The organism is Aeromonas sp. JL9, assembly GCF_024436075.1.
Taxonomy (GTDB): domain Bacteria; phylum Pseudomonadota; class Gammaproteobacteria; order Enterobacterales; family Aeromonadaceae; genus Aeromonas; species Aeromonas veronii.
The window spans coordinates 1-21,260 of the sequence record NZ_JANFNV010000037.1; the positions used below are offsets into that span (position 1 = coordinate 1).

Here is a 21,260-nt window from a genome sequence, read left to right on the forward strand (position 1 = left end):
TTTTGTTATCCGGTTTGAAGCCGTATGACCACTCCCTTTTGTGGGCAACTGTCAGGTGAATACCATCTCCATACATGCAATGTGCTTCGCTTATTGCACCCAACCTGTTTCGTTAATTGGCTGGGGTGGTGTTGCTAAGCGCCATGCCTCGCCAAAGCAACAAAAGGGGCGCTCTACGCCCCGATTCTTTTGATCTCTCCGCTTTATATCGCCTCACGCTTGTCTGGCACGGCCTGATTGTCTGCTGACTCACTACCAACACTCCTGTTTCGCCCCCCCCATCAGGCCGTGCAGAAAAAGCCCACCTTCACTCATACCTCGCCGCTTCCCAGGCGTGTATCGCCTGTTTGCGGGTCTCGCCCCAGTGATAGCCGCCGAGTTTGCCATTTTGCTGGATGACCCGGTGGCAGGGGATCATCAAGGCGACGGGGTTGGCGCCCACCGCCAGTCCCACGGCGCGGGCGGCTTTGGGATTGCCGACGGCGCTTGCCACCTGGGCGTAGCTCACCACCTTGGCGGGCGGGATCTGCAGCAGCGCCCGCCAGACGCTGATCTGAAAGTTGGTGCCGCTCACGTGCAAGGAGATGGGGCGATCCGGCGCCTTGCTGCCATCGAACATGGTGTTGATGACCCCTTGGGTGCGTGATGGCGCTTCTTGCAGCGTTGCCGCAGGCCAGTGTTGGGCGAGGGTGGCCAGTGGCACCTCTGGGGCCTTGTCATCGAGAAACGAGAAGTTGCACACCCCCCGCGGGGTCAGGGCGACGAATGCCTGACCAAAGGGGGTGTCGTGCACCCCGTGATCGATAACCAGTCCGGCCCCGCGCTGCTTGTACTCGCCCGGCGTCACCGCTTCGAGCTGCACAAAGTGATCGTAGAGCCGCGAGCCGCTGCTAAGGCCCAGGGTATCGGCCACCTCAAGCAGGGGGCGCGACTCCTGCAGCAGCGCCTTGGCCCGCTCCAGGGTCAGCACCTGCAGATAGCGTTTGGGCGTCACTCCGGCCCAGCGGCTGAACAGCCGCTGGAAGTGAAAGGGACTTAAGTGAACGTGCGCCGCTATCTCGTCCAGAGTGGGCTGGCGCTCCACCTGACTTGCGATAAAACGGATGGCATCGGCGATGCGGGCGTAATCAGACATAAGGCGCTCTCATGATAAGGTTTCGGTCGCAGGATCTTGGGGGCGACAAGGTCATGTACGACAAATTGATACCCCACCATCGGCCAGCAGGGCAATGCCGGTGGTAAAGCTGGATGCATCGGACGCGAGATAAAGGGCCGAGCGGGCGATCTCCTCCGGTTGGGCCAGCCGTTTGAGGGCATGCATATTCTGCACAAAGGCGAGGCTCTCTGGCGTATTGGCAAAAGCCCGCCCCATGGGTGTGTCGGTACCCCCCGGCAGCAGGGCGTTGACCCGAATCCCTTGTGCCCCATACTCGGCAGCCAGCACCCGGGTCAGGCCAATCAGGCCCGCCTTGCTCGCCGCATAGGCCGCCATGCCGGGCAGCCCCAGGGTATGGCCGACAAAGGTAGAGGTAAAAATAAGCGAGCCGCCGCCGCGAGCCTGCATGGCGGGGATCTGGTACTTGGCTCCCACAAAGGCGCTGGTGAGGTTGGTATCCAGCGTTTCTTGCCACTGCGCCAGTTCAAGCTCCTTTACGCTGCCCGGCGTGCCTGTGGTACCTGCGTTGTTGAAGGCGATATCGAGCCCGCCGAAACGGGTTAGCGCGAGATCAACAAGGTCGCGGGCGTAAGTCTCGCTTTTCACATCTCCCGCCAGACTCACCGCCTGGCCCCCCTCGTGGCGGATCTCCTCCACCAGTAGATCCAGTTCGGGCTGGCGGCGGGCGCCGACGATGACGTTGGCCCCTTCGCGGGCAAACAGGATGGCGCTGGCGCGACCGATACCGGAGCTGGCGCCGGTGATGATGGCGACCTTGTTGGACAGTGATGACATGGCAGTTCCCTCGCAGGTGTGTTGTGTGCCAGCTAAGTGGCGCACAAGGTTGGCGGTGGGTTGGAACTTCAATAGGTTCCAACCGACCAGGGTTTGGCCCCCACTATGGCAACCACTCCTCGCTGGAACGACCCGAATCTTGCTCTCTTTCTCTCCAACTCGTTTTGCTGCATGTCGATACAGGCCTTTGCGGCAACAAAAGGGGCGAACTGCGCCCCGAATTCTTTATAATGCCCCCCTTTAAAATCGCCGGACCCGAGTTCGGCGCGCGGTGATGGTCGCTGTGCCATCAGGCAGATCATCAGGATTGAGAAACGGTTATGCATACTCTGGAACAGCTGCGCGCAGGTGAACTGTGCGGTGCCCGCCATCTGAAGCTTTCTGAAAACCTGACGGAGTTCCCCAGCGAGATTTTGAGCCTGAAAGAGACGCTGGAGGTGCTGGATCTCACCGGCAACCAGCTAAGCACGCTCCCCGACGAGCTGGCCGGGTTTGGCAAACTGCGCATTATCTTCTGCTCCGAGAACCGCTTTACCGAGCTGCCCGAGGTGCTGGGGCGTTGCCCGGCGCTCACCATGGTGGGCTTTAAGGCCAACCGGATTGCTACCGTCTCGGCCAAGGCGCTGCCTGCGGGGTTGCGCTGGCTGATCCTGACCGATAACGCAATTGAGCACCTGCCTGATGAGCTGGGCCAGTGCGACGCTCTGCAAAAGCTGATGCTGGCGGGCAACCGCCTGCGCGAGCTGCCGGCAAGCCTTGCCAATTGCCGCAAGCTGGAGCTGCTGCGCATCGCCGCCAACCGCATCGAACGCTTCCCCGAGTGGTTGCTTTCGCTGCCGCGCCTTGCCTGGCTTGCCTACTCCGGCAACCCCTTTAGCGAGGGGGCTGAGGCGCGCGCCATCAGCGATGAGCAGGTTGCCTCCTTGCCGTGGCAGCGCCTTGCGATCGGCGAGCTGTTGGGGCAGGGGGCCTCTGGCGTGATTCATCGCGCGGCCATGCACAGTGAGCCGCTGGTGGCAGATCGGATGGCCGATGAGTCGCGCGATGCCATTGGCGCGAGCGAGGTGGCGGTCAAGATCTTCAAGGGGGCGGTGACCAGCGATGGCTTGCCCCAGAGCGAGATGGCGGCGTCGCTTGCGGCAGGCGCTCATCCCAATCTTATTCCCGTCTTGGGGCGGGTGGCCGATCACCCCTCCGGCATGCCGGCGCTGGTGATGGCGCTGATTGACCCAGCCTTTGCCAATCTGGCGGGGCCGCCGAGTCTGGCCTCCTGCACTCGCGATGTCTATGACGAAGGGCTGCGCTTTACCCTGGCCGAGGCGCTGACGCTGGCCCAGGGGATTGCCTCGGTGGCGGGCCATCTGCACCGCGCGGGCATCATGCACGGGGACCTCTACGGCCACAATATTCTGTTTGCCCGTGGGTCTGACGCACCGGCTCGCGCCCTGCTCGGGGATTTTGGCGCGGCTTCCTTATATGACCGCTGCGACCGCGAGCGGGCGCTGGGTCTTGAGCGTTTGGAAGTGCGCGCCTTTGGTTGCCTGCTTGAAGAGCTGTTGGCCCGTTGCGATACGCAAGGCTCACCGCTCGATGGGTTACATCAGCTCAAAGCGGCCTGTATCTCGGAACTCCCCGCCGATCGTCCCGATTTTGCTTATATCGAGCGTCAGCTGGCGGCCGCTCGCGCCACACTGTCGTGATCTTTCTGGCGTTGGCAGGCAGGTTTTGGCCTGCCAACGTCATTCCCTTTATTCATTCATCGCCATACACCCATGACGTTTTTGCATGGGTTGGTATGCCTTGTCCGTTATAAACGCAGCCAATAGCGCCCATTGCGACAGCGAGGCACACGGAAAGGTGACGTCCCGCCATTCGCCCGATAACACGCAGAGGCTGCGTGGCAAAAAGGGGAGAGCAGAGGGTTGCACGGTGCCGGTTAAGTTGTGATATTGAGGCATCTTTAGTACAGAAGGGTAATAACGATGGAAGCTGCGTTTTGGCATCAGCGTTGGGAAGAGAACCGGATTGGCTTTCATCAGGCGGACTTCAACCACTGGCTGCAATCCTGGTGGTCAGCCCAGCAAGCGGACGAGCCGGTGCTGGTGCCCCTGTGCGGCAAGTCCCGCGACATGCTCTGGCTGAGCGCTCAGGGCCATCCGGTCGACGGTTTCGAGCTATCGAGCCTTGCCGTCAGCCAGTTCTTCAGTGAAAACCAGCTCGCCGCTACCGTCAGCGAAGTGGGCCCTTATCAGTGCCATCAAGTGGACAGCCTGCGCATTTTTCAGGGGGATTTTTTCGTCGCCCCCAGTCTGGGTCGCCGTTACCGGCTGGTCTATGACCGTGCGGCACTGATCGCCCTGCCGACCGCGATGCGTCGCCAGTATGCGGCCCTGATCAGTTCACTGGTCGAGACCGGTGGCCAGATCCTGCTGGTGACCCTCGAATATCAGCCGGAGCAGCAGAGTCAGCCCCCCTTCTCGGTGGGAGAGATGGAGGTGCGGGCGCTGTTTGAACGGGACTTTCGTATCGAGGTGCTGGGGCGCGCCGCCGAGGTGGATCACCCGCGGGTGTTGTCGGGTCAGCTCTCCTACTTCGATGAGGTAGCCTACCGGCTGGTTCGCCGGGGTTAACGGGCAGCTAATGGGCGGCCAAAGGGCGATCTGCGCCGACAAATTGTCGGGCTGTGCGCTCTTCGCTACCTCCTTTGACGTAGATCAACGTGATTGGCGGGGGGAGTGCCTAATATGAGGCTGTTTCTCAATCACTGTTGGCATTGCAAAGCGAGTATCGGGTCTTTCCCGCTTGCTGATCAGCAACTCAGTGTCTGATTTTCACGCTCATGTTCACTTTTGGCGGCTTTGGTCGCAATTGTTATGGTTTTTCCAGCCGACCCTGATGGGTCGGCTTTTTATTGCCTGCGATATGCCGTGGGAATGGAAAAACGGGGGAGTGCGAGGCCTGATCAGGCCTCGAAGGTGGTGGCATTGAGCCGAAATGCCCGTGGATCGTCGATAAACTGGCCGGTGATCCGCTCGTCATGTTCGTGCCCCTGACCATAGCTGCAGAGGATCAGTCGATCGGAGGTGCGCGAGCGCAGTTGGGTGATAAAGCGCACCAGATCGGCGCGGCTCAACTTGCCCACCTCATCGCAGACCCGCTCCCGCTGATCAAACCCCAGATCCTTGTTGCCGATGCTGACCCACAGCCGCTGGCCGCGACTGCGCAGGTTGGCATCCCGCTCGCTCAGCTGGGCTTGAAGCCCCGCCTTGCTCTCTTGCCACTGCTGCTCGGTAAATTCGAGCATGGCGAGCGGGAAGAGGTCGATAAACTCCTCCACCGCATCGAGCAGGATCTGCGGCCCCGCCACCGGCGACTGGATATAGAAGATCAGCCCCGGATGGCGATTGAGGGGCAGGTTGCCGGCGCCCACCACATACCCCAGTTGCTGACGGGTACGCAGCTCGTGGAAGAAGGTGGAGGACATGATGTGGTTTGCCAGGGTGAAGCAGGCGAGATCCCGCGCCCGGGTGGTGCGGGACTGGTAGTAGACCAGCAGTGCCGAGTCTTCGTGATCGCAACCCTGTTCGCGAATAAGGGTGCCCCTGTCCTGAATGGAGATGAGCGGGCGGCGGGTCTCGCCGCTCGGCTTGCTGCTGGTGCCATTGATGTCGCTCAGGTGGCGCTCCATCAGGGCGGCCAGCTCCAGCGCTTCGGCGGCAGTCCAGTCGCCGTGTACCAGCGCCTCGACATGCACCTCGCCAAACAGCTGGGCCACGAAGCCGGGCATCTCCTCCAGCTCTACCGTGCGCAGGTGGCGCAGCAACTGCTCGAACGGCGGGTTGTTCGGTTGCAGCAAACTGGTGAGCTGGTTAAAGAGTTGGGAGATGGGGCGCGCCTTGGACTGGTTGTCCCAGTTGCGAATGAGCTGCTCTTTGATCTCGGCGAAGCGGCCCGGATCCGGATACCCCAGGGTGCGGTTGCCGAGGATCATGTCGAGCAACAGCGGCTGCTTGTCGGCAAAACCGCTCAGGTTGATGGTAAAGCCCCCCTGATGGGCATAGATCTGATAGCCCAGCCCCGCCAGCTCCGCCGGATAGGTGAGGGCATTGAGGTGGTCGGCCAACAGCTCCACGGCGAGGCGCGCCATGGCGATATTACGCGGATTTTTGACCGCATATTCGCTGTCGATGGAGATATAGAGATTGCCCTTGGGCACGCTGAACAGGTGCTCATGGAGGTGCCAGAGGCGAAAACCGGGGCGGTCGATAAGGCAGGCGGGCATGTCGGCGGCAAGCTCTGGCGTGCGCGGATCGAGCCGGCTGCTGATAAAGGGGTTGGGCTTGGGCAGCGCCAGCGCCGGATCCGGCTCGCTCTGCTGCCAGCGAATTTTCTCGGCCTCGGTAATGGTCGCCACGCTGTAGGGAGTCTGATACCAGCGGGCCAGCCGATCGGTCGCCACTTCCGGCGCAGTGATGGTGATACGCAAATTGTGCGGGGTGAGCTTGGCGAGGAAGCGGCGGATCAGCGGCTCGTCATATTCGCGCATCATGTAGTCGCCGTAGAGCAGATCCTCAGGCTGGTAGCTAAAGAGGTTGAGCACCAACCCCGACACCGTATCGAGGGGGCGGCCGCGCTCCTGAAAACGGAATGCCGATTCGAGCACGGTCCGCTTTTCGTCATAGCGCCAGCTCTGCAGCCCTTCGCGGCCAATCAGTTTCAGATAGCCAAACAGGGCTGCGAGGATGTCATCCACATGCTCAAGGCCCAGAGGGGTGAGGCCGAAGTTGACGCCAAAATCCTTGAAGTTGGCGCCGCTAATGCCACCGCCCGCCGAGAGCTGGTTGACCCAGCCTTTCGCCTTGAGCAGGGAGAGCAGGCTGCCATCCCCCTCATAACCGATCAGATGGCTCAGGAAGGTGAGGGGCTTTTTGTCGTAAAACTCGTCCACATTGGGCAAGGGGAAGCTGAGCGACAGCTTGCGGGTCTCCTTGACCGGATTGATGTGGATGCGCACGCCGAGATCATCGAGCCGGTAGAGCGGCATGGTGAGGGTCGGGGTTCCCAAATTGCGATTCAAAATGGGAGCAAAGTAGCGACAGCACCACTGCAACTGGGTATCGATGGATTCCGGCGAGATCATCACCAGCGCCATGCGATCCGCGCTGTAGTGGCTTTCGTAAAACCGGATAAGGTCGGAGCGCAGATCCCGTCCCGGCAGATCGGCCAGGGTATCGAGGTTGCCCACCGAGAACTTGGAGAAGGGGTGCGCCGGGTTGACCGTCTCTTTATGCACCTGATAGCTGCGGCGCATGTCGTCCTGCAGCTTGAGGCGATACTCGGAGTCGACCGCGTTGCGCTCCTTGTCCACCCACTCCGGATCAAAGGTGGGGCAGATAAAGAACTGGGAGAAGCGATCCAGCCCCGCTTCGAAGAAGCCGTTGTCGATCTCGAAGAAGAAGTTGGTGAATTCGGTGCCGGTCCAGGCGTTGTTGCTGCCGCCATGACGGCTCATAAATTGCTGGTACTCACCAGGCTTGGGGTAGGTGCAGGTGCCGAGAAACAGCATGTGCTCCAGAAAATGGGCCATTCCCTGCCGGTCGGCGGGATCGTCAAAATGGCCGGTATTGACCGCCAGCGAGGCGGCAGATTTGTCGGTGTCGGGATCACAAATCAATAAGACCCTGAGCCGGTTGGCCAGCTCCAGAAAATGGTATTGCCGATGGTCATTGGGACTGGCATATGGGCTCATTGGCGTGTGACTCACGTTGGATTTATTTGAATTTAAACATGATTATCGACCCCGCTATCCCGTCAGGCAAACCCTTTTCTGAGAGGTAGCGCAATTGTCTCCACACCCGTGGCGGGGTAAGATCCCCCGGCTATCAAAACAGGCCCGTTGGGCGAGGTTGTAATGAAGATCTATATCATGCGTCATGGCCAGGCTGGCATGAATGCGAAAACAGATGAACAGCGTCCATTGACCGAGCAGGGTATTGAAGAGTCTATCCAGATGGCCCGCTGGCTGGCGCCTCAGCTGATTGGCCCGATGGATCGGGTGATACACAGCAACTATCTGCGGGCACGCCAGACCTGGCAAGCCATATGCAGTGAATTACCTGACGCAGCAGCCGTTGAAGAGAGTGGCGACATTACCCCGTACGGTGATCCCGCTTTCGTGGCCAGCTACCTCACCACCCTGGCGCAGCAACATGACCAGATCCTGATGGTCAGCCATCTGCCGCTGGTGGGTTATCTGGTGCAAAGCCTCTGCCCGGCCGCAGGAGCACCCATGTTCGCCACCTCGGGGATCGCCTGTATCGAGTGGCACGATGGCAAAGGAGCCTTGCTCTGGCTCGAAGGGCCGCATACAATAGGCTAAAAGTTAATAAAAAGTTATAGATTGAATTTTTTGGGAAGAGATAGGCGAGTTTTCCGGATTTTTATAAATACTTTACGGAATTAATTCGCAGAAGCTGCTGTCATACGGATACAACTGCAAGAGGTTGCAAACGATGAGAGTGTTCAAGAAGTACCTGCCACTGATGGTGGCAAAGCATGTCAAAACCTTCTTTAAAGGTCGGATTTACATCCATGGTCGGGGGCGGTTTGATTTCCAATCCGGTTTGTTGCTTATGCCGAATCCGGCGGATATTCCCCACCGCCAGACAGTCACCGAGGTCAACGAGCTGATCTCCAGACTGCACATGGATGCCGCGTGATGCGCTTCTGAACCTGTTTCTGCACTGATATGCCCGCACTTTTGCGGGCATATTTGTTTCTGGCGACTGGCGTTCACCACGTGGCTGTTCAGGCCCACGCCTTTGTTTCTCTCCCATCGCCCCCTATACTGGCCCGCTGTTGTCTCTTCGGTCTGGATCCTCTCATGCCCCTTGCCTTTCTGTTTCCCTTCTCCTGCATTGCCATCTGGGCTGGCAATGGCATCGTCAGTAAACTGGCGGTTGGTGTTTTGTCTCCTGCAGCCTTGGCCTGGTCGCGCTGGGTGGTGGCTGCGCTGGTATTAAGCCCGTTTCTGGCCCGTCGGGTATGGCGTGCGCGTGCCCGCATTCGTGCCGGTTTTTGGCAGATCGCCATGCTGGCTTCGCTGGGCATGGTGCTCAACCAGACTTTTGGGTACTACGCGGCGCAAACGCTGGGAGCCACCGAGATGGGGTTGATGATGGGGCTGACGCCGCTGCTGACCGTGTTGTTCAGCATCTGGCTGCTGCGCGAGCGGCCCACCTGGGGCGCCGTGCTGGGGGCGCTGCTTTCCATCCTTGGCTTGTCTATCTTGCTGGGGCAGGGGGATCCGACCCGGCTGTTTACCCAAGGCATTCATATCGGCTCTGTCTATATGCTGATCTCGGCCGGTACTTATGCCCTTTACAGCGTGCTGCTCAAGAAGTGGGATCTGGGGCTCGACAACTGGTCGCTGCTCTACGGTCAGGTGATCTGCAGTGTGGTGATCCTGACCCCCTTCTTTTTGCTGGTGGATGGCCAGTGGCCGGATGGGCGGGCCCTGTGGCTGATCCTCTATGCCGGTATCCCCACTTCGGCGCTCTCACCTTGGCTCTGGATGCAGGGTATCGCCCTGCTCGGTGCCAACCGTACCGCCATCTTTATGAACCTGCTGCCGGTGATGACGGCTGGCCTTGCCATCACCCTGCTGGGTGAGCGGTTGACCAGCTATCACCTGATCGGGGGTGGGCTGACCCTGCTGGGTGTCTTGCTGGCACAGTTGCTGGTGCGTCCGGTGGTGATGGGTCGCCGCCGGGTGGTGCTGGCACCCTGCCCCGAAGAGTAATCTTGCGCGAAAGCGTAGATGGGCCCAATGGCCCGCTTGGCTGCCAATGAAAAGCGCCTGCAGCAATGCAGGCGCTTTTTATATGATCAAGCAGCGCCAGACAGGTTACTGGGCGACCAGATAGAGGTCCCGGCTATAGACGATGTCTTGCGGGCTCTCATAGGGATAACCCTTGACGAACGGCTTGAGCAGTCGCGATTTGACGTAGAAGTAGAGCGGCGCGATAGGGGCGTCAGCCTCGATCAGTGCTTCTGCCTGCTGGTAGAGCTGATTGCGCTCGGCCGCATCCTGCGAGTCGTGGGCCTTGGCCAGCAGGGCATCGTACTCCTTGTTGAACCACTTGCCGCTGTTGGCACTGCTGCTGGAGGTCAGGATATCGAGGAAGGTGGAGGCATCGTTATAGTCCCCGTTCCAGGAGTAGCGACTCACCCCGAAATCCCCCTCGTTCAGTGCCGAGACCATGGTTTTCCACTCCATGTTGTTGAGGGTGGCGGTGACCCCCAGGTTGTGTTTCCACATGGAGGAGACAGCCAGCGCGATCTTTTTGTGGCTCTCGTTGGTGTTGTAGAGGATATCCACGCTGAGCGGTTTGTCCGGGCCATAACCCGCTTCGGCCAACAGCGCTTTGGCCTGCTTGATCCGCTCCTCTTTGCTCTGCTGCTGACTGGCCGGTTTTTTCAGGTCAAAACCATCGACACTCGGTGGGGTCAGGCTGAAGGCGGGCAGTTGCCCTTGTCCCAGGATCTTGTCGGTGATGGTCTCCCGGTCGAGGGCCAGCGAGAGCGCCTTGCGCACTTTCGGATCATCGAACGGTTTGCGGTTCACGTTGAACACATAGTAATAGGTGGCGAGCATGGGGGCGCTGACCAGATCTTGCGGGCTCTGGCTCTTGATGTGCTTGTACTGCTCCAGCGGGTAGGTGGTGTAGTGCAGCTCGCCGGTGCGGTAGCGGTTGTAAGCGGCGGTTTCGGAGACAATTTCCAGATAGACCACCTTGTTCAGGACGGTGTGCTGGTTGTCCCAGTAGTGGGTATTGCGCTCGGCACTCAGCCGTTCGTTGGGGGTCCACTCCTTGAGAACAAAGGCGCCGTTGGAGACGATATTGCCCGGTTTGACCCAATCCTTACCGAATTTTTCAATGGTGGCCTTGGGGGCCGGGAACGTGGTGTAGTGGGCCAGCATCTTCAGGAAGAAGGGGACCGGATTTTTCAGGGTGACCTGCAGGGTGTGGTCATCGAGCGCCTTAATCCCGAGCTCTGACGGGCTCTTCTTGCCCTGGATCACCTCGCCAGCATTGACCACACCGGTCAACTCGATAAACCAGGCGTAGTTGGAGGCGGTCTTGGGATCGGCTGCCCTTTGCCAGCCGTAGACATAATCGGCGGCAGTGACCGGTTCACCGTTAGACCATTTGGCCTCGGGCCTCAGCTTGAAGGTGTAGACGGTACCGGTTTTGTCGACCTCGTAACTGACAGCGCCAGCGGGCTGGGTCTTGCCTTTGCTATCCAGTACGTAGAGCCCTTCAAACAGATCGTTGACGATCTCGCTACCGGCACTCTCTTCCACCAGCTGGGGGTCGATGGTGGTGGGTTCGGTGCCGATATTGGTCACGTAGATTTGTTGGGCATCCGGCAGCAGCTTGGTACCGGCAGGCACCTGGGCAGCCCAGGCGGGAAGGGCAAACAGTCCGGCTACCATGCCGGCAATGAGAGTCTTGTTCATTGATAATCCTTGAGTTTTATTTGCTTCCAAAGCGAAATCAGTGTGCTGGATTGGCGATCGGATCTCAAGAGGCAATGGCTGAGGGAACGGCAGGCCCATCAGACTCCATTTTTAATGGCTCAAGGCCAGTCAGCTCATGGCTTGTCGCAGGTTATTGCCACGAATTAAGGGTCAGAAAGTTATCGATTGAAACCGAATAAAACGCGTCTTTTACCATAACGTGAGGCGAAATAGCCTATTTAATAGGCCGCTTAATTCGCTGCAAAAACAAAAAACAGACGTTACATTAGGTTACAAATCAAGGCCGCCGGTGATCGGCATTTTTTTTGCCGATGCCTGCAAACGTTTTCAATGCCAACGGATGCGATCTAAAGGAACAAAAATGCGAAACATGATCACCATGGGTGAGTTCATCGTCAAAAAGCAGGCGGATTATCCTACCGCGACCGGCGAGCTGACCTCGTTGCTCAGCTCGATCCGCCTTGCTGCCAAGGTGGTGAACCGGGAGATCAACAAGGCGGGACTGGCGGATATCATCGGTTCCATGGGCGCTGAAAACGTACAGGGCGAGGTGCAGCAGAAGTTGGATGTTTATGCCAACGAACGCTTCAAGGCGGCGCTGGAAGCGCGCGGCGAGGTGTGCGGCATGGCCTCGGAAGAGGAAGAGGACTTCGTCGCCTTTGACTCACCTCTCTCCAAAAACTCCAAGTATGTGGTGCTGATCGACCCGCTCGATGGCTCCTCCAATATCGACGTCAACGTCTCGGTCGGGACCATCTTCTCCATCTACCGTCGTTTGAGCCCGCAGGGTTCGCCGGTGACGCTGGAGGACTTCCTGCAACCGGGTAACCGTCAGGTCGCCGCCGGTTATGTGGTCTACGGCTCCTCCACCATGCTGGTCTACACTACTGGGTTTGGCGTCAACGGCTTTACCTACGACCCCTCCATCGGCTGCTTCTGCCTCTCCCACGAGAACATCCGCATTCCGGAAGAGGGTAAGATCTACTCCATAAACGAAGGCAACTACATCAAGTTCCCGGACGGGGTGAAGAAGTACCTGAAATATTGTCAGGAGCGCGACGAAGCGACCCACAGACCTTACACCTCCCGCTATATCGGCTCCCTGGTCTCTGATTTCCATCGCAACCTGCTCAAGGGTGGCATCTACATCTATCCGTCCGGCACCAACTCGCCGAACGGCAAGCTGCGCCTGCTCTATGAGTGCAACCCGATGGCGTTTCTGGTGGAGCAGGCCGGTGGCAAGGCCTCTGACGGTTTTGGCCGCATCATGGATATCCAGCCCACCGCGCTGCACCAGCGTACCCCTTACTTTGTTGGCTCGACCAAGATGGTGGAGCGCGCCGAGGCCTTTATGCGCGAGTTCTCCGCCCATGAGGATCCGACCAACCAGGGCTGATCGTCAGAGGTGTAGGTTGGTGCTGAGCGCAGCGAAGCCCAACATTTTCCGGCGCGATTCCCTCTCCCCCTGGGATAGGGCAGGGGGAGGGGAATGGTTTTCACTGCCCCCCTCATCCCCGATCCTTCTCCCACAAGGAGAGAAGGGAGACGCTAGTCACCAGCCAACATAAACAAAACGGGAGCCGATTTGGCTCCCGTTTTAGTTGGCTTTATCGTGCTGGCTCGCCGCCAGCGTTGCAGATATTCACAGGCTGTTGTTGGCCAGATCAGCCAGCAAACCATCCACCAGTTTCAGGCGCATGGCGCGATCCTGGGTCGGCACCTGGAAGCGCAGCCGGGTCGGCCCGTCCATCTTGTAGACCCGTGGCTGGCTGGAGAGCAGTTTGACCAGATAGGCCGGATTGACCTTGGTCTCCTGGGTGAAGTCGAGATAGCCGCCACGCTCGCTCATCTCCACCCGGCGAATGCCAAGGGCAGTGGCACGCTGGCGGAAGGCGGCCAGCTCCAGCAGGGTTTTGGTTGCCTCCGGCAAGAGGCCAAAGCGGTCGATCAGCTCCACTTTCAGCTCGCGCAGCTCCTGCTCGTCCGCCGCACTGGCGATCCGCTTGTACATGGAGAGGCGCATATTGACGTCCGGGATGTAGTCATCCGGCAGCAGCGCCGGCAGGCGCAGTTCCACCTCGGTGTGCTGGCTCATCAGCTGCTCCAGCGACGGCTCCTTGCCATTTTTCAGCGCCTCGACCGCCTGCTCCAGCATCTCCATATAGAGGGTAAAGCCGACCGATTCAATCTGGCCGCTCTGATCGTCGCCGAGCAGTTCGCCTGCGCCACGGATCTCCAGATCGTGGGTCGCCAGCGCAAATCCGGCGCCGAGATCTTCCAGCGAGGCGATCGCCTCCAGCCGCTTGGCCGCATCCTTGGTCATCAGCTTGGGATGGGGGGTGAGCAGGTAGGCATAGGCCTGATGATGAGAGCGGCCAACCCGACCCCGCAGCTGGTGCAGCTGGGCCAGACCGAGATGATCCGCCCGATCCATGATGATGGTGTTGGCGCTTGGCACGTCGATGCCGGTCTCGATGATGGTGGTGCAGACCAGCAGGTTGAAGCGCTGGTGGTAGAAGTCGGACATGATCCGCTCAAGGTCGCGCTCGCGCATCTGGCCGTGGGCGATGCCGATGCGGGCCTCCGGCACCAATTCGGCAAGATCGGCGGCGCACTTCTCGATGCTCTCGACATCGTTGTGCAGGTAGTAGACCTGACCGCCACGCTTCAATTCCCGCAACACCGCCTCGCGCACCACCGCCGGTTCGTGCTGGCGCACAAAGGTCTTGATGGCGAGTCGCTTGGCGGGCGGAGTCGCGATGATGGAGAGATCCCGCATGCCGGACATCGCCATATTGAGGGTGCGCGGAATAGGGGTGGCGGTGAGAGTGAGGATATCCACATCGGCCCTCAGTGCCTTGATCTTCTCCTTCTGGCGCACCCCGAATCTGTGCTCCTCATCGACGATGAGCAGCCCCAGATCCTTGAAAGTGAGCTCGGAGCCGAGCAGCTTGTGGGTGCCGATGATGATATCCACCTTGCCTTCGGCCAATTCTTTCATCACAGCGCTCTGCTCCTTGGCGGAGCGGAAGCGGCTCAGCACCTCGACCCGCACCGGCCAGTTGGCGAAGCGGTCGCGGAAGTTATCGTAGTGCTGCTGGGCGAGCAGGGTGGTGGGCACCAGCACGGCAACCTGCTTGCCGCCGTGGACGGCCACAAACGCCGCCCGCATCGCCACTTCGGTCTTGCCGAAACCTACGTCGCCGCACACCAGTCTGTCCATGCTCTTGGCCTGACACATGTCCCCCAGCACCGCATTGATGGCGTTGAGCTGATCGTCGGTCTCCTCGAAAGGGAAGCTGGCGGCAAACTGGCGATAGGCTTCGCGGTCGTGTTTGAAGGCAAAGCCGGCGCGAGCGGCGCGGTGGGCGTAGACATCGAGCAGCTCAGCCGCCACGTCGCGCACTTTTTCCGCCGCCTTGCGCCGCGCCTTGCTCCAGGCCTCGCCGCCGAGCTTGTGGCTGGGCGGGTTGTCAGAGCCGGTGTAGCGGCTGATAAGGTGCAAACTGGTAACCGGCACGAACAGCTTGTCGCCGCCGGCATATTCGAGGGTCAAAAACTCGGTGGGCAGGCCACCGGCGTCGATGGTTTCGAGCCCCAGATAGCGGCCAACCCCGTGATCGAGATGGACCACCGGCTGACCCTGGGTCAGCTCGCCCAGGTTTCTGATCACCGCATCGGAGCTTAAATTTTTGCTCTTCTCCCGTGCTCGCTTGCTGCGCACTTTGCCGCCCAGCAGCTCGGTCTCGGTGATCAGCGCCAGTGGATCCTGACCAGCCTCCTGCCAAAGGAAGCCACGCTCAAGCGGTGCCACCAGCAGGCCGTGGCGATCCGGGCTCGCCATAAAGGCGTCGAGGGAGGGGAACTCCCTGGGTTGCAGCGAGATACGCGCCAGCAGATCGCCGAGCACCTCCCGTCGCCCCTCGGATTCCACCGCAAACAGGGTGCGCCCGGCAAAACCTTGCAGGAACTGGTTGAGCGCCAGCAGGGGTTGCTCCTTGCTGTGATCGAGTTGCAGATCCGGCAGCGCGGAGATGGGCAGATCGTGCTGACCGGCATCGCCCGCGGTAGCGGCCTCTTGCAGCCGCACCGCGCCATATTGGCCGAGGGCGGCAAAGAGCTGCTCCACCGGCAGATAGAGCTGGGCCGGGGGGAGCAGGGGGCGGGTGTTGTCCCAGCGTCTGTCTTCATAGCGCTGGCCGATGTCGTTCCAGAAACGCTGGGCGGCGGGGTAGATATCCCCCACCGTGAGCAGCAGGGTCTCTTCCGGCAGGTAGTCAAACAGGCTGGCGGTCTGGTTGAAGAAGAGCGGCAGATAGTACTCGATGCCGGCGGGCCAGCGCCCCTTGCTCACCTCCTGATAGACGGAACCCTCGGCCCGCGACAGCTCGAACTGCTCGCGGAACTGGCCGCGAAACAGTTCGATGGCCGCCTCGTCGGTAGGGTATTCCCGGGCGGGCAGCAGGCTGACAGTCTTGACCGGTTCGCTGGAGCGCTGGGTCTCGGGATCGAACGGGCGGATGGAGTCCACTTCATCGTCGAAGAAGTCGATGCGATAGGGGCTGCTACTGCCCATGGGGAAGAGATCGAGCAGGGAGCCGCGAGCGGCAAATTCGCCATGTTCCAGCACCTGATCCACCGCCACGTAACCCGCCTCGGCCAAGCGTCCGCGCAACTGTTGCAGATTGAGGCGCTGGCCGGCCTTCACCATCAGGCTGTATTTGTCGAGATAGACCCGGGGGGCGCAGCGCAACATCAGGGTGGAGATGGGGACAATCAATACCCCCTTGCTCATTTGCGGCAGCTTGTAGAGAGTTTCGAGCCGCTGGGAGATGATGTCCTGATGGGGAGAGAAGGTGTCGTAGGGCAGGGTCTCCCAATCGGGGAACAGCAATACGGGGGCGGACTGATCGGCTAGCTGCTTGTCTGCCAGCAAGTACTGTAGCTCCTGCTCCAGGCGCAGGGCGCTCGGGGTATCGGCAGTGATAAGCAGTACCGGCCCCTTGGCTTCACTGGTGAGACGGGCTGCAATCAGCGAGAGGCTGCTGCCGACCAGCTGGCCGAACGTGATCTTTTGGCCCGCTTTGGCGGGCAAGGCGGGGAGTGTCATTGGCATGGTTCGATTCTTTTAACGTTGACGTTATCTATCGCTGACGTTCGCTCTGGTTAGCGCTGACGTTCTTGGGCGCGCAGCTTGAGCTGTTTGGATTGCACGTGGAGGCTGGCACGAACCAGGAGTTCACGGTCATCTTCGCGGATCCGTACATAGTCGAGCTGCACATGGGTGCCATGTTCACCGCCGTCAAGCTGTTTGACCTGGCCATAGCAGTAGATGGCGGCCGCCTCTTCCCGCAGGAAGATCTTGAGACGCACGATCTGGTGCTGGTGCGGCGCATCCCCGTGGCCATGATAGGGGTGCAGGTAGGTGAGTTGACCAGCCCCGAAGCGCAGGGTGTGAAAGCGCTGCTCCGGATGGTCCTGCAGGGAGAGCACATAGCCCATGATCATGTCGATCTTGCGGGACTGCTGATTGACGATCTCGATCAGATCGTGCATCGACTCGTTCTGGTTGCGCAGCAGGCGAGTGGTCACCAGATCGATGGAGGTAATGGCCGAAGAGATCCGAAAGGGCTCCGGCAGCTCAGCGTCCAGCTCCTCCAACGAGGGGAGGTGGAAGTCGGCCGGCATGGGGATCACATTGACCGGCGTGGCATGAGTGACGCTGAAGAACTGTTCCTGCATGGAGGCTATCCCTTGTTGTCATGGACGGTTTCCCTTTATTATCCGGTATCTTATTTTGTTGGCAACGTACATATCCTTGAAGACCGGACTTTTTCAGCCCCTTTCGCTGGCCATCGGCCTGCGTTATGCAGGCTCGAAGCGCAGCAATCGCTTCGTCTCATTTATCTCCCTGTTCTCTACCTTTGGCATCGCCATCGGGGTCGCCGCCCTGATGGTGGTAATTTCGGTGATGAACGGTTTCGAAGGGCAGCTCAAAGGGCGCATCCTCGGGGTGATCCCCCATGTGGTGGTGACCAACCAGGCTGGCCGTATTGATGCAGAGCCGCAAGGCTTGCCGGATCTGGCCAAACTACCCCATGTGGTTGCCTCTGCCCCCATGCTCGACAGCGAAGGGATGCTGCAAAGCCCCGGCCAGCTGACCGGGGTGAGCGTGCAGGGGATCGACCCTGCGAAGTGGCCCAAGGATGACATCCTCCACAGCCAGATGCTGGGGGGGCGCCTCGATACCCTGCAGGCCGGCCACTACCGCATCGTGCTGGGGCAGGGGGTGGCTCGTCGTCTCAATGTCTCCATCGGCGATCAGGTTCGGCTGATCCTGACCGAGGGGACCCGCTTCACTCCATTTGGTCGGGTACCGGCCCAGCGCCTCTTTACCGTCTCCGGCATCTTCGGGGTCGGCGCCGATGTGGATAACCAGATTGCGCTGATCGCCCTGGGGGATGCCCAGCGGTTGCTGCGTCTGCCGCCAGAAACCGTCGGTGGCATTCGCCTCTGGCTCGATGATCCCTTTGCCGCTGACGAGGTGATCAAGACGCCGTTGCCTGACGGATTGGTCTGGCAGGATTGGCGCCGCGAGCGGGGCGAGCTGTTCCAGGCGGTCGCCATGGAAAAACGGATGATGGGGCTGATGCTGGTGCTGATCATCGCCGTCGCTACCTTCAACATCCTCTCCGCGCTGGTGATGGTGGTGACGGACAAGGAGGGCGAAGTGGCCATCCTGCGCACCATGGGTATGAGTGAATCGGGGATCGTCAAAATCTTCATGGTGCTTGGCGCCTCCAGCGGGGTGATTGGCGCCCTGTTTGGCGGACTGGCAGGCCTTGCGCTCTCCTTGGGTCTCAACCCTCTGCTCAATGCGGTGGGGCTCAACCTCTATATGGCGGCGGGCGGCAGTGGCCTGCCGGTGATTGTCGAGCCGGCTCAGGTCATCACCATCTTGCTGGGCGCCGTGCTGCTGAGCTTCAGTGCCACCCTCTATCCGGCGGCCCGCGCTGCGCGGGTGAAACCGGCCGAGGCGCTGCGTTATGAGTAATGCCGTGAATAATACATCTTCTGTTGTGACTGGTGCCCCCGTAGTTGCGGGTGCCAGCGTTGTTACCGAGGCAAGTGGAGCCCCTGTTATGAATGAAGCCGTATCCCGTGAACCTCTGCTGCGCTGCCAGGCGCTCAATCATGTCTATAAAGAGGGGGAGCTGGAGACTCAGGTGCTCAAGGGGATCGATCTCTGCGTCGCGCCCGGCGAAATGCTGGCGGTGGTGGGGAGCTCCGGCTCCGGCAAGACCACTCTGCTGCATCTGATGGGGGCCCTCGACAACCCCTCCAGCGGCGCCGTGCTGTTCAAGGGGGAGGATATCCACCATTGGGACAGCCGTACCCAGGCTCGCTTTCGCAACCGCGAGCTGGGCTTTGTCTACCAGTTCCACCACCTGCTCTCCGAGTTCAGTGCGCTGGAAAATGCGGCCATGCCGCTGCTTATCGCCGGTGAGTCGGTGGCGGTTGCCACCGAAAAGGCGACCAAAATGTTGGGTAGGGTAGGGCTCTCCCATCGCTTGAATCACCGTCCCTCCGAGCTCTCCGGTGGCGAACGTCAACGTGTGGCGATCGCCCGGGCGCTGGTCAACGAACCGAGTCTGGTGCTGGCGGATGAACCTACCGGCAATCTGGATCACGCCAGTGCCACCGCGGTGTACGAACTGCTGTGTGAACTGAATCGTGAACTGGGCACTGCGTTTGTGGTAGTGACTCACGACTTGAGCCTCGCGGCCAAGCTCCATCGCCGGGTGACCCTGGTGAGCGGCGTGATGGCGGAGGTTGCCTGATGTTCAAACCGCTGCCCCTCTTTCTGGGCCTGCGTTACAGCCGCTCCCGCCGTCGCAACGGGTTTATCGCCTTTATCTCTGCCTCTTCCCTGATCGGTATTGCCCTCGGGGTGATGGCGCTGATCCTGGGCCTCTCCGCCATGAACGGTTTCGAGCGTGAACTGAAAGACCGGGTGCTCTCCGTGGTGCCGCAAGGGGAGCTGGACGCTGTCGAGCAGCCGCTGCCGGATTGGCCCCGTCTGCGCGACTACCTGCTGGCCCAGCCGGGCGTTGAGGCGGCAGCGCCGGTCATTCGCCTCAATGGCCTGCTGGAGCATGGCTCTGCCCTCAAGGGGGTGCAACTGCGCGCCGTGCTGCCCGATCTGGAAGCCAATCTGTCGGATGCCGGCAAATACATGACGGGCCGTGGTCTGCGTGAGCTGCAACCGGGTGAACGTGGGGTGATCCTTGGCAAGACCATCGCCGACAAGCTGGGGGTCAAGGTGGGGGACTCGGTCGCCCTGCTGCTGCCGCAAGGGGGCGATCAGGCGGGGATCAAGAATCCTCGCCGCGAAGCCCTGACCGTGGTGGGGCTGCTGGAGATCGGCGGTCAGCTCGACGGCCTGCTCGGCTTTATGCATCTGGCCGATGCGCAAGCGATCACCGGTATGGGAAGCGATGTGGAGGGCTTCAGCCTGCGGGTGAGCGATGTGCTCAAGGCGCAATCCATCACGGTAGCCGCCGCGCAGCAGTTCCCTCATCATGTTTACATCCGCAGCTGGATGAACAGCCAGGGCTACCTCTATCAGGACATCCAGATGGTGCGTACCGTCATGTATGTGGTGATGCTGATGGTGGTGGCCGTCGCCTGTTTCAACATCGTCTCCACTCTGGTGATGGCGGTGAACGAGAAGCGCAGCGAAATCGCCATCCTGAAAACCATGGGTGCGAGCCCCGGCCAGATCCGGCTCACCTTCGTCATTCAGGGCATGGTCAACGGCGTGGCCGGTGCCCTGCTCGGTGCCCTGCTGGGTGGTCTGCTCTCCAGCAAGCTGACCCAGATCCTGAGCGTTGTCGAAAAGCTCATCGGTCACCGCTTCCTCAATCCGGATATCTACTTTATCGACTTTTTGCCGACCGAGTTGCATATGCAGGATCTGCTCATCGTGACGGGCGCAGCCATCCTGATGAGCCTGGTGGCTACCCTCTATCCCGCCTGGCGGGCGAGCGGTCTGGTACCGTCCCGCGAGCTGGGTCACTGATGCGTTGCATCTAATGCGCAATAAAGAACGAAGGGCCCGCCGGTGCAAACCGGCGGGCCCTGCTGTTTTCAGGTCGCGTGGACTGGCTTAGTGAGCGTTAAGCTCATCGAGTGGCAGGGAGAAGCTGGCCACGAAGGTGTCGATAAAGTAGCGCATCTCCTCGCTCATCCGCGCTGCCAGCATGGCTTCAAGGCGCTTGCGAGCCGGTTCGAACTCCCGGTTGCCCGCGTTGATCTCCTCCAGACACTTGGTATAGGCGCAGAGGGTGTCGGCATCCTTGACCAGTCTGGCCAGCTCGCCATCCTGGGCTGCCGAATCGAGCAGGGGGCGAAAGTCCTCCACCAGTTCCGGCGGCAGCATGCCAAGCAGACGCTGCTCGGCGGCCAGCTCTATCTTCTTGTACTCGCGGGCGATCTCGGGGTTGAAGTATTTGACCGGGGTGGGCAGATCGCCGGTCAGCACTTCACTGCTGTCGTGATAGAGGGCCATCACCGCGACGCGGTCGGCATTCACGCTGCCGCCAAACAGTCGATTTTTGATGATGCCGAGGGCATGGGCCACCATGGCCACTTGCAGGCTGTGCTCGGCGATGTTTTCCGGCTGGATGTTGCGCATCAGGGGCCAGCGGTAGATGAGTTTCATGCGGGCGAGATTGGCGAAAAAATGGCTGGGTAACATGATGG

The 21,260-nt window shown here is 60.3% G+C and carries 16 protein-coding genes; 9 read left to right on the top strand and 7 right to left on the bottom strand.

From position 1 onward, the window contains the following. Positions 1-307: 307 nt before the first annotated feature. Positions 308-1,135, bottom strand: a complete 828-nt coding sequence (locus NOM06_RS18685; RefSeq protein ID WP_255912709.1) for a bifunctional transcriptional activator/DNA repair enzyme AdaA — start codon at positions 1,133-1,135, stop codon at positions 308-310. Between the two features lie 51 nt (positions 1,136-1,186). After that, complete coding sequence (locus tag NOM06_RS18690) at positions 1,187-1,951, bottom strand: SDR family oxidoreductase (protein ID WP_255912710.1); 765 nt, start codon at positions 1,949-1,951, stop codon at positions 1,187-1,189. A gap of 320 nt (positions 1,952-2,271) precedes the next feature. Between NOM06_RS18690 and NOM06_RS18695 the strand changes: the two genes are divergently transcribed. Then, positions 2,272-3,651, top strand: a complete 1,380-nt coding sequence (locus NOM06_RS18695) for a leucine-rich repeat-containing protein kinase family protein (RefSeq protein WP_255912711.1) — start codon at positions 2,272-2,274, stop codon at positions 3,649-3,651. 282 nt (positions 3,652-3,933) lie between these two features. Next, positions 3,934-4,581, top strand: coding sequence for a thiopurine S-methyltransferase (locus tag NOM06_RS18700; RefSeq protein WP_255912712.1), 648 nt, complete (start codon positions 3,934-3,936; stop codon positions 4,579-4,581). Between the two features lie 332 nt (positions 4,582-4,913). Here the strand turns inward: NOM06_RS18700 and NOM06_RS18705 are convergent, their stop codons facing one another. Then, positions 4,914-7,700, bottom strand: a complete 2,787-nt coding sequence (locus NOM06_RS18705; RefSeq protein ID WP_255912713.1) for an insulinase family protein — start codon at positions 7,698-7,700, stop codon at positions 4,914-4,916. 162 nt (positions 7,701-7,862) lie between these two features. On the opposite strand from NOM06_RS18705, the gene sixA reads away from it, so the two are divergent. The 3 genes from sixA (at position 7,863) to NOM06_RS18720 (ending at position 9,752) form a co-directional block, all read left to right on the top strand. Then, positions 7,863-8,330, top strand: coding sequence for a phosphohistidine phosphatase SixA (gene sixA / locus NOM06_RS18710; protein ID WP_255912714.1), 468 nt, complete (start codon positions 7,863-7,865; stop codon positions 8,328-8,330). Between the two features lie 133 nt (positions 8,331-8,463). Next, complete coding sequence (locus NOM06_RS18715; protein ID WP_005336998.1) at positions 8,464-8,670, top strand: DUF1107 domain-containing protein; 207 nt, start codon at positions 8,464-8,466, stop codon at positions 8,668-8,670. A 164-nt stretch (positions 8,671-8,834) separates the two neighbouring features. After that, entirely contained in the window at positions 8,835-9,752 is a 918-nt protein-coding gene (locus tag NOM06_RS18720; RefSeq protein WP_107683106.1) for a DMT family transporter, read from the top strand. Positions 9,753-9,857: 105 nt separating this feature from the next. Here NOM06_RS18720 and NOM06_RS18725 read toward each other — a convergent pair whose 3' ends face one another. Continuing rightward, complete coding sequence (locus tag NOM06_RS18725; protein ID WP_042081163.1) at positions 9,858-11,474, bottom strand: peptide ABC transporter substrate-binding protein; 1,617 nt, start codon at positions 11,472-11,474, stop codon at positions 9,858-9,860. A 382-nt stretch (positions 11,475-11,856) separates the two neighbouring features. Between NOM06_RS18725 and fbp the strand changes: the two genes are divergently transcribed. Continuing rightward, the gene (gene fbp, locus NOM06_RS18730) at positions 11,857-12,891 is read left to right on the top strand and encodes a class 1 fructose-bisphosphatase (RefSeq protein WP_202006001.1); all 1,035 of its coding nucleotides are present in this window, start codon (positions 11,857-11,859) and stop codon (positions 12,889-12,891) included. A gap of 246 nt (positions 12,892-13,137) precedes the next feature. On the opposite strand, the gene mfd is transcribed toward fbp, so the two are convergent. Further along, on the bottom strand, positions 13,138-16,605 hold the full coding sequence (mfd, locus tag NOM06_RS18735; protein ID WP_255912724.1) for a transcription-repair coupling factor: 3,468 nt from the start codon (positions 16,603-16,605) through the stop codon (positions 13,138-13,140). 56 nt (positions 16,606-16,661) lie between these two features. Then, positions 16,662-17,237: a PilZ domain-containing protein gene (locus tag NOM06_RS18740; RefSeq protein ID WP_255912715.1), complete on the bottom strand. Its 576-nt coding sequence runs from the start codon at positions 17,235-17,237 to the stop codon at positions 16,662-16,664. 76 nt (positions 17,238-17,313) lie between these two features. Here NOM06_RS18740 and NOM06_RS18745 point away from each other — a divergent pair, with 76 nt between their 5' ends. The 3 genes from NOM06_RS18745 (at position 17,314) to lolE (ending at position 20,577) form a co-directional block, all read left to right on the top strand. Beyond that, positions 17,314-18,549 (top strand): lipoprotein-releasing ABC transporter permease subunit, encoded by a 1,236-nt coding sequence (locus tag NOM06_RS18745; RefSeq protein ID WP_255912716.1) that lies wholly within the window; start codon positions 17,314-17,316, stop codon positions 18,547-18,549. A gap of 88 nt (positions 18,550-18,637) precedes the next feature. Further along, positions 18,638-19,336, top strand: a complete 699-nt coding sequence (lolD, locus tag NOM06_RS18750) for a lipoprotein-releasing ABC transporter ATP-binding protein LolD (RefSeq protein WP_005336988.1) — start codon at positions 18,638-18,640, stop codon at positions 19,334-19,336. After that, positions 19,336-20,577 carry a lipoprotein-releasing ABC transporter permease subunit LolE gene (gene lolE, locus NOM06_RS18755; RefSeq protein ID WP_255912717.1) on the top strand — a complete coding sequence of 414 codons (1,242 nt, stop codon included), beginning with the start codon at positions 19,336-19,338 and terminating at the stop codon, positions 20,575-20,577. Before lolD ends, lolE begins: the two co-directional genes overlap by 1 nt. A gap of 87 nt (positions 20,578-20,664) precedes the next feature. Here lolE and yfbR read toward each other — a convergent pair whose 3' ends face one another. Then, on the bottom strand, positions 20,665-21,255 hold the full coding sequence (gene yfbR / locus NOM06_RS18760) for a 5'-deoxynucleotidase (protein WP_255912718.1): 591 nt from the start codon (positions 21,253-21,255) through the stop codon (positions 20,665-20,667). Positions 21,256-21,260 lie beyond the last annotated feature (5 nt).

What these genes read in the sequence shown, in the direction of transcription:
- lolD (WP_005336988.1), top strand. Translation starts at nt 18,638, where the DNA reads ATGAATGAAGCCGTATCCCGTGAACCTCTGCTGCGCTGCCAGGCGCTC.
- NOM06_RS18690 (WP_255912710.1), bottom strand. Translation starts at nt 1,951, where the DNA reads ATGTCATCACTGTCCAACAAGGTCGCCATCATCACCGGCGCCAGCTCC.
- NOM06_RS18715 (WP_005336998.1), top strand. Translation starts at nt 8,464, where the DNA reads ATGAGAGTGTTCAAGAAGTACCTGCCACTGATGGTGGCAAAGCATGTC.
- NOM06_RS18720 (WP_107683106.1), top strand. Translation starts at nt 8,835, where the DNA reads ATGCCCCTTGCCTTTCTGTTTCCCTTCTCCTGCATTGCCATCTGGGCT.
- yfbR (WP_255912718.1), bottom strand. Translation starts at nt 21,255, where the DNA reads ATGTTACCCAGCCATTTTTTCGCCAATCTCGCCCGCATGAAACTCATC.
- sixA (WP_255912714.1), top strand. Translation starts at nt 7,863, where the DNA reads ATGAAGATCTATATCATGCGTCATGGCCAGGCTGGCATGAATGCGAAA.
- NOM06_RS18705 (WP_255912713.1), bottom strand. Translation starts at nt 7,700, where the DNA reads ATGAGCCCATATGCCAGTCCCAATGACCATCGGCAATACCATTTTCTG.
- mfd (WP_255912724.1), bottom strand. Translation starts at nt 16,605, where the DNA reads ATGACACTCCCCGCCTTGCCCGCCAAAGCGGGCCAAAAGATCACGTTC.
- NOM06_RS18725 (WP_042081163.1), bottom strand. Translation starts at nt 11,474, where the DNA reads ATGAACAAGACTCTCATTGCCGGCATGGTAGCCGGACTGTTTGCCCTT.
- NOM06_RS18740 (WP_255912715.1), bottom strand. Translation starts at nt 17,237, where the DNA reads ATGCAGGAACAGTTCTTCAGCGTCACTCATGCCACGCCGGTCAATGTG.
- fbp (WP_202006001.1), top strand. Translation starts at nt 11,857, where the DNA reads ATGCGAAACATGATCACCATGGGTGAGTTCATCGTCAAAAAGCAGGCG.
- NOM06_RS18695 (WP_255912711.1), top strand. Translation starts at nt 2,272, where the DNA reads ATGCATACTCTGGAACAGCTGCGCGCAGGTGAACTGTGCGGTGCCCGC.
- NOM06_RS18685 (WP_255912709.1), bottom strand. Translation starts at nt 1,135, where the DNA reads ATGTCTGATTACGCCCGCATCGCCGATGCCATCCGTTTTATCGCAAGT.
- NOM06_RS18700 (WP_255912712.1), top strand. Translation starts at nt 3,934, where the DNA reads ATGGAAGCTGCGTTTTGGCATCAGCGTTGGGAAGAGAACCGGATTGGC.
- lolE (WP_255912717.1), top strand. Translation starts at nt 19,336, where the DNA reads ATGTTCAAACCGCTGCCCCTCTTTCTGGGCCTGCGTTACAGCCGCTCC.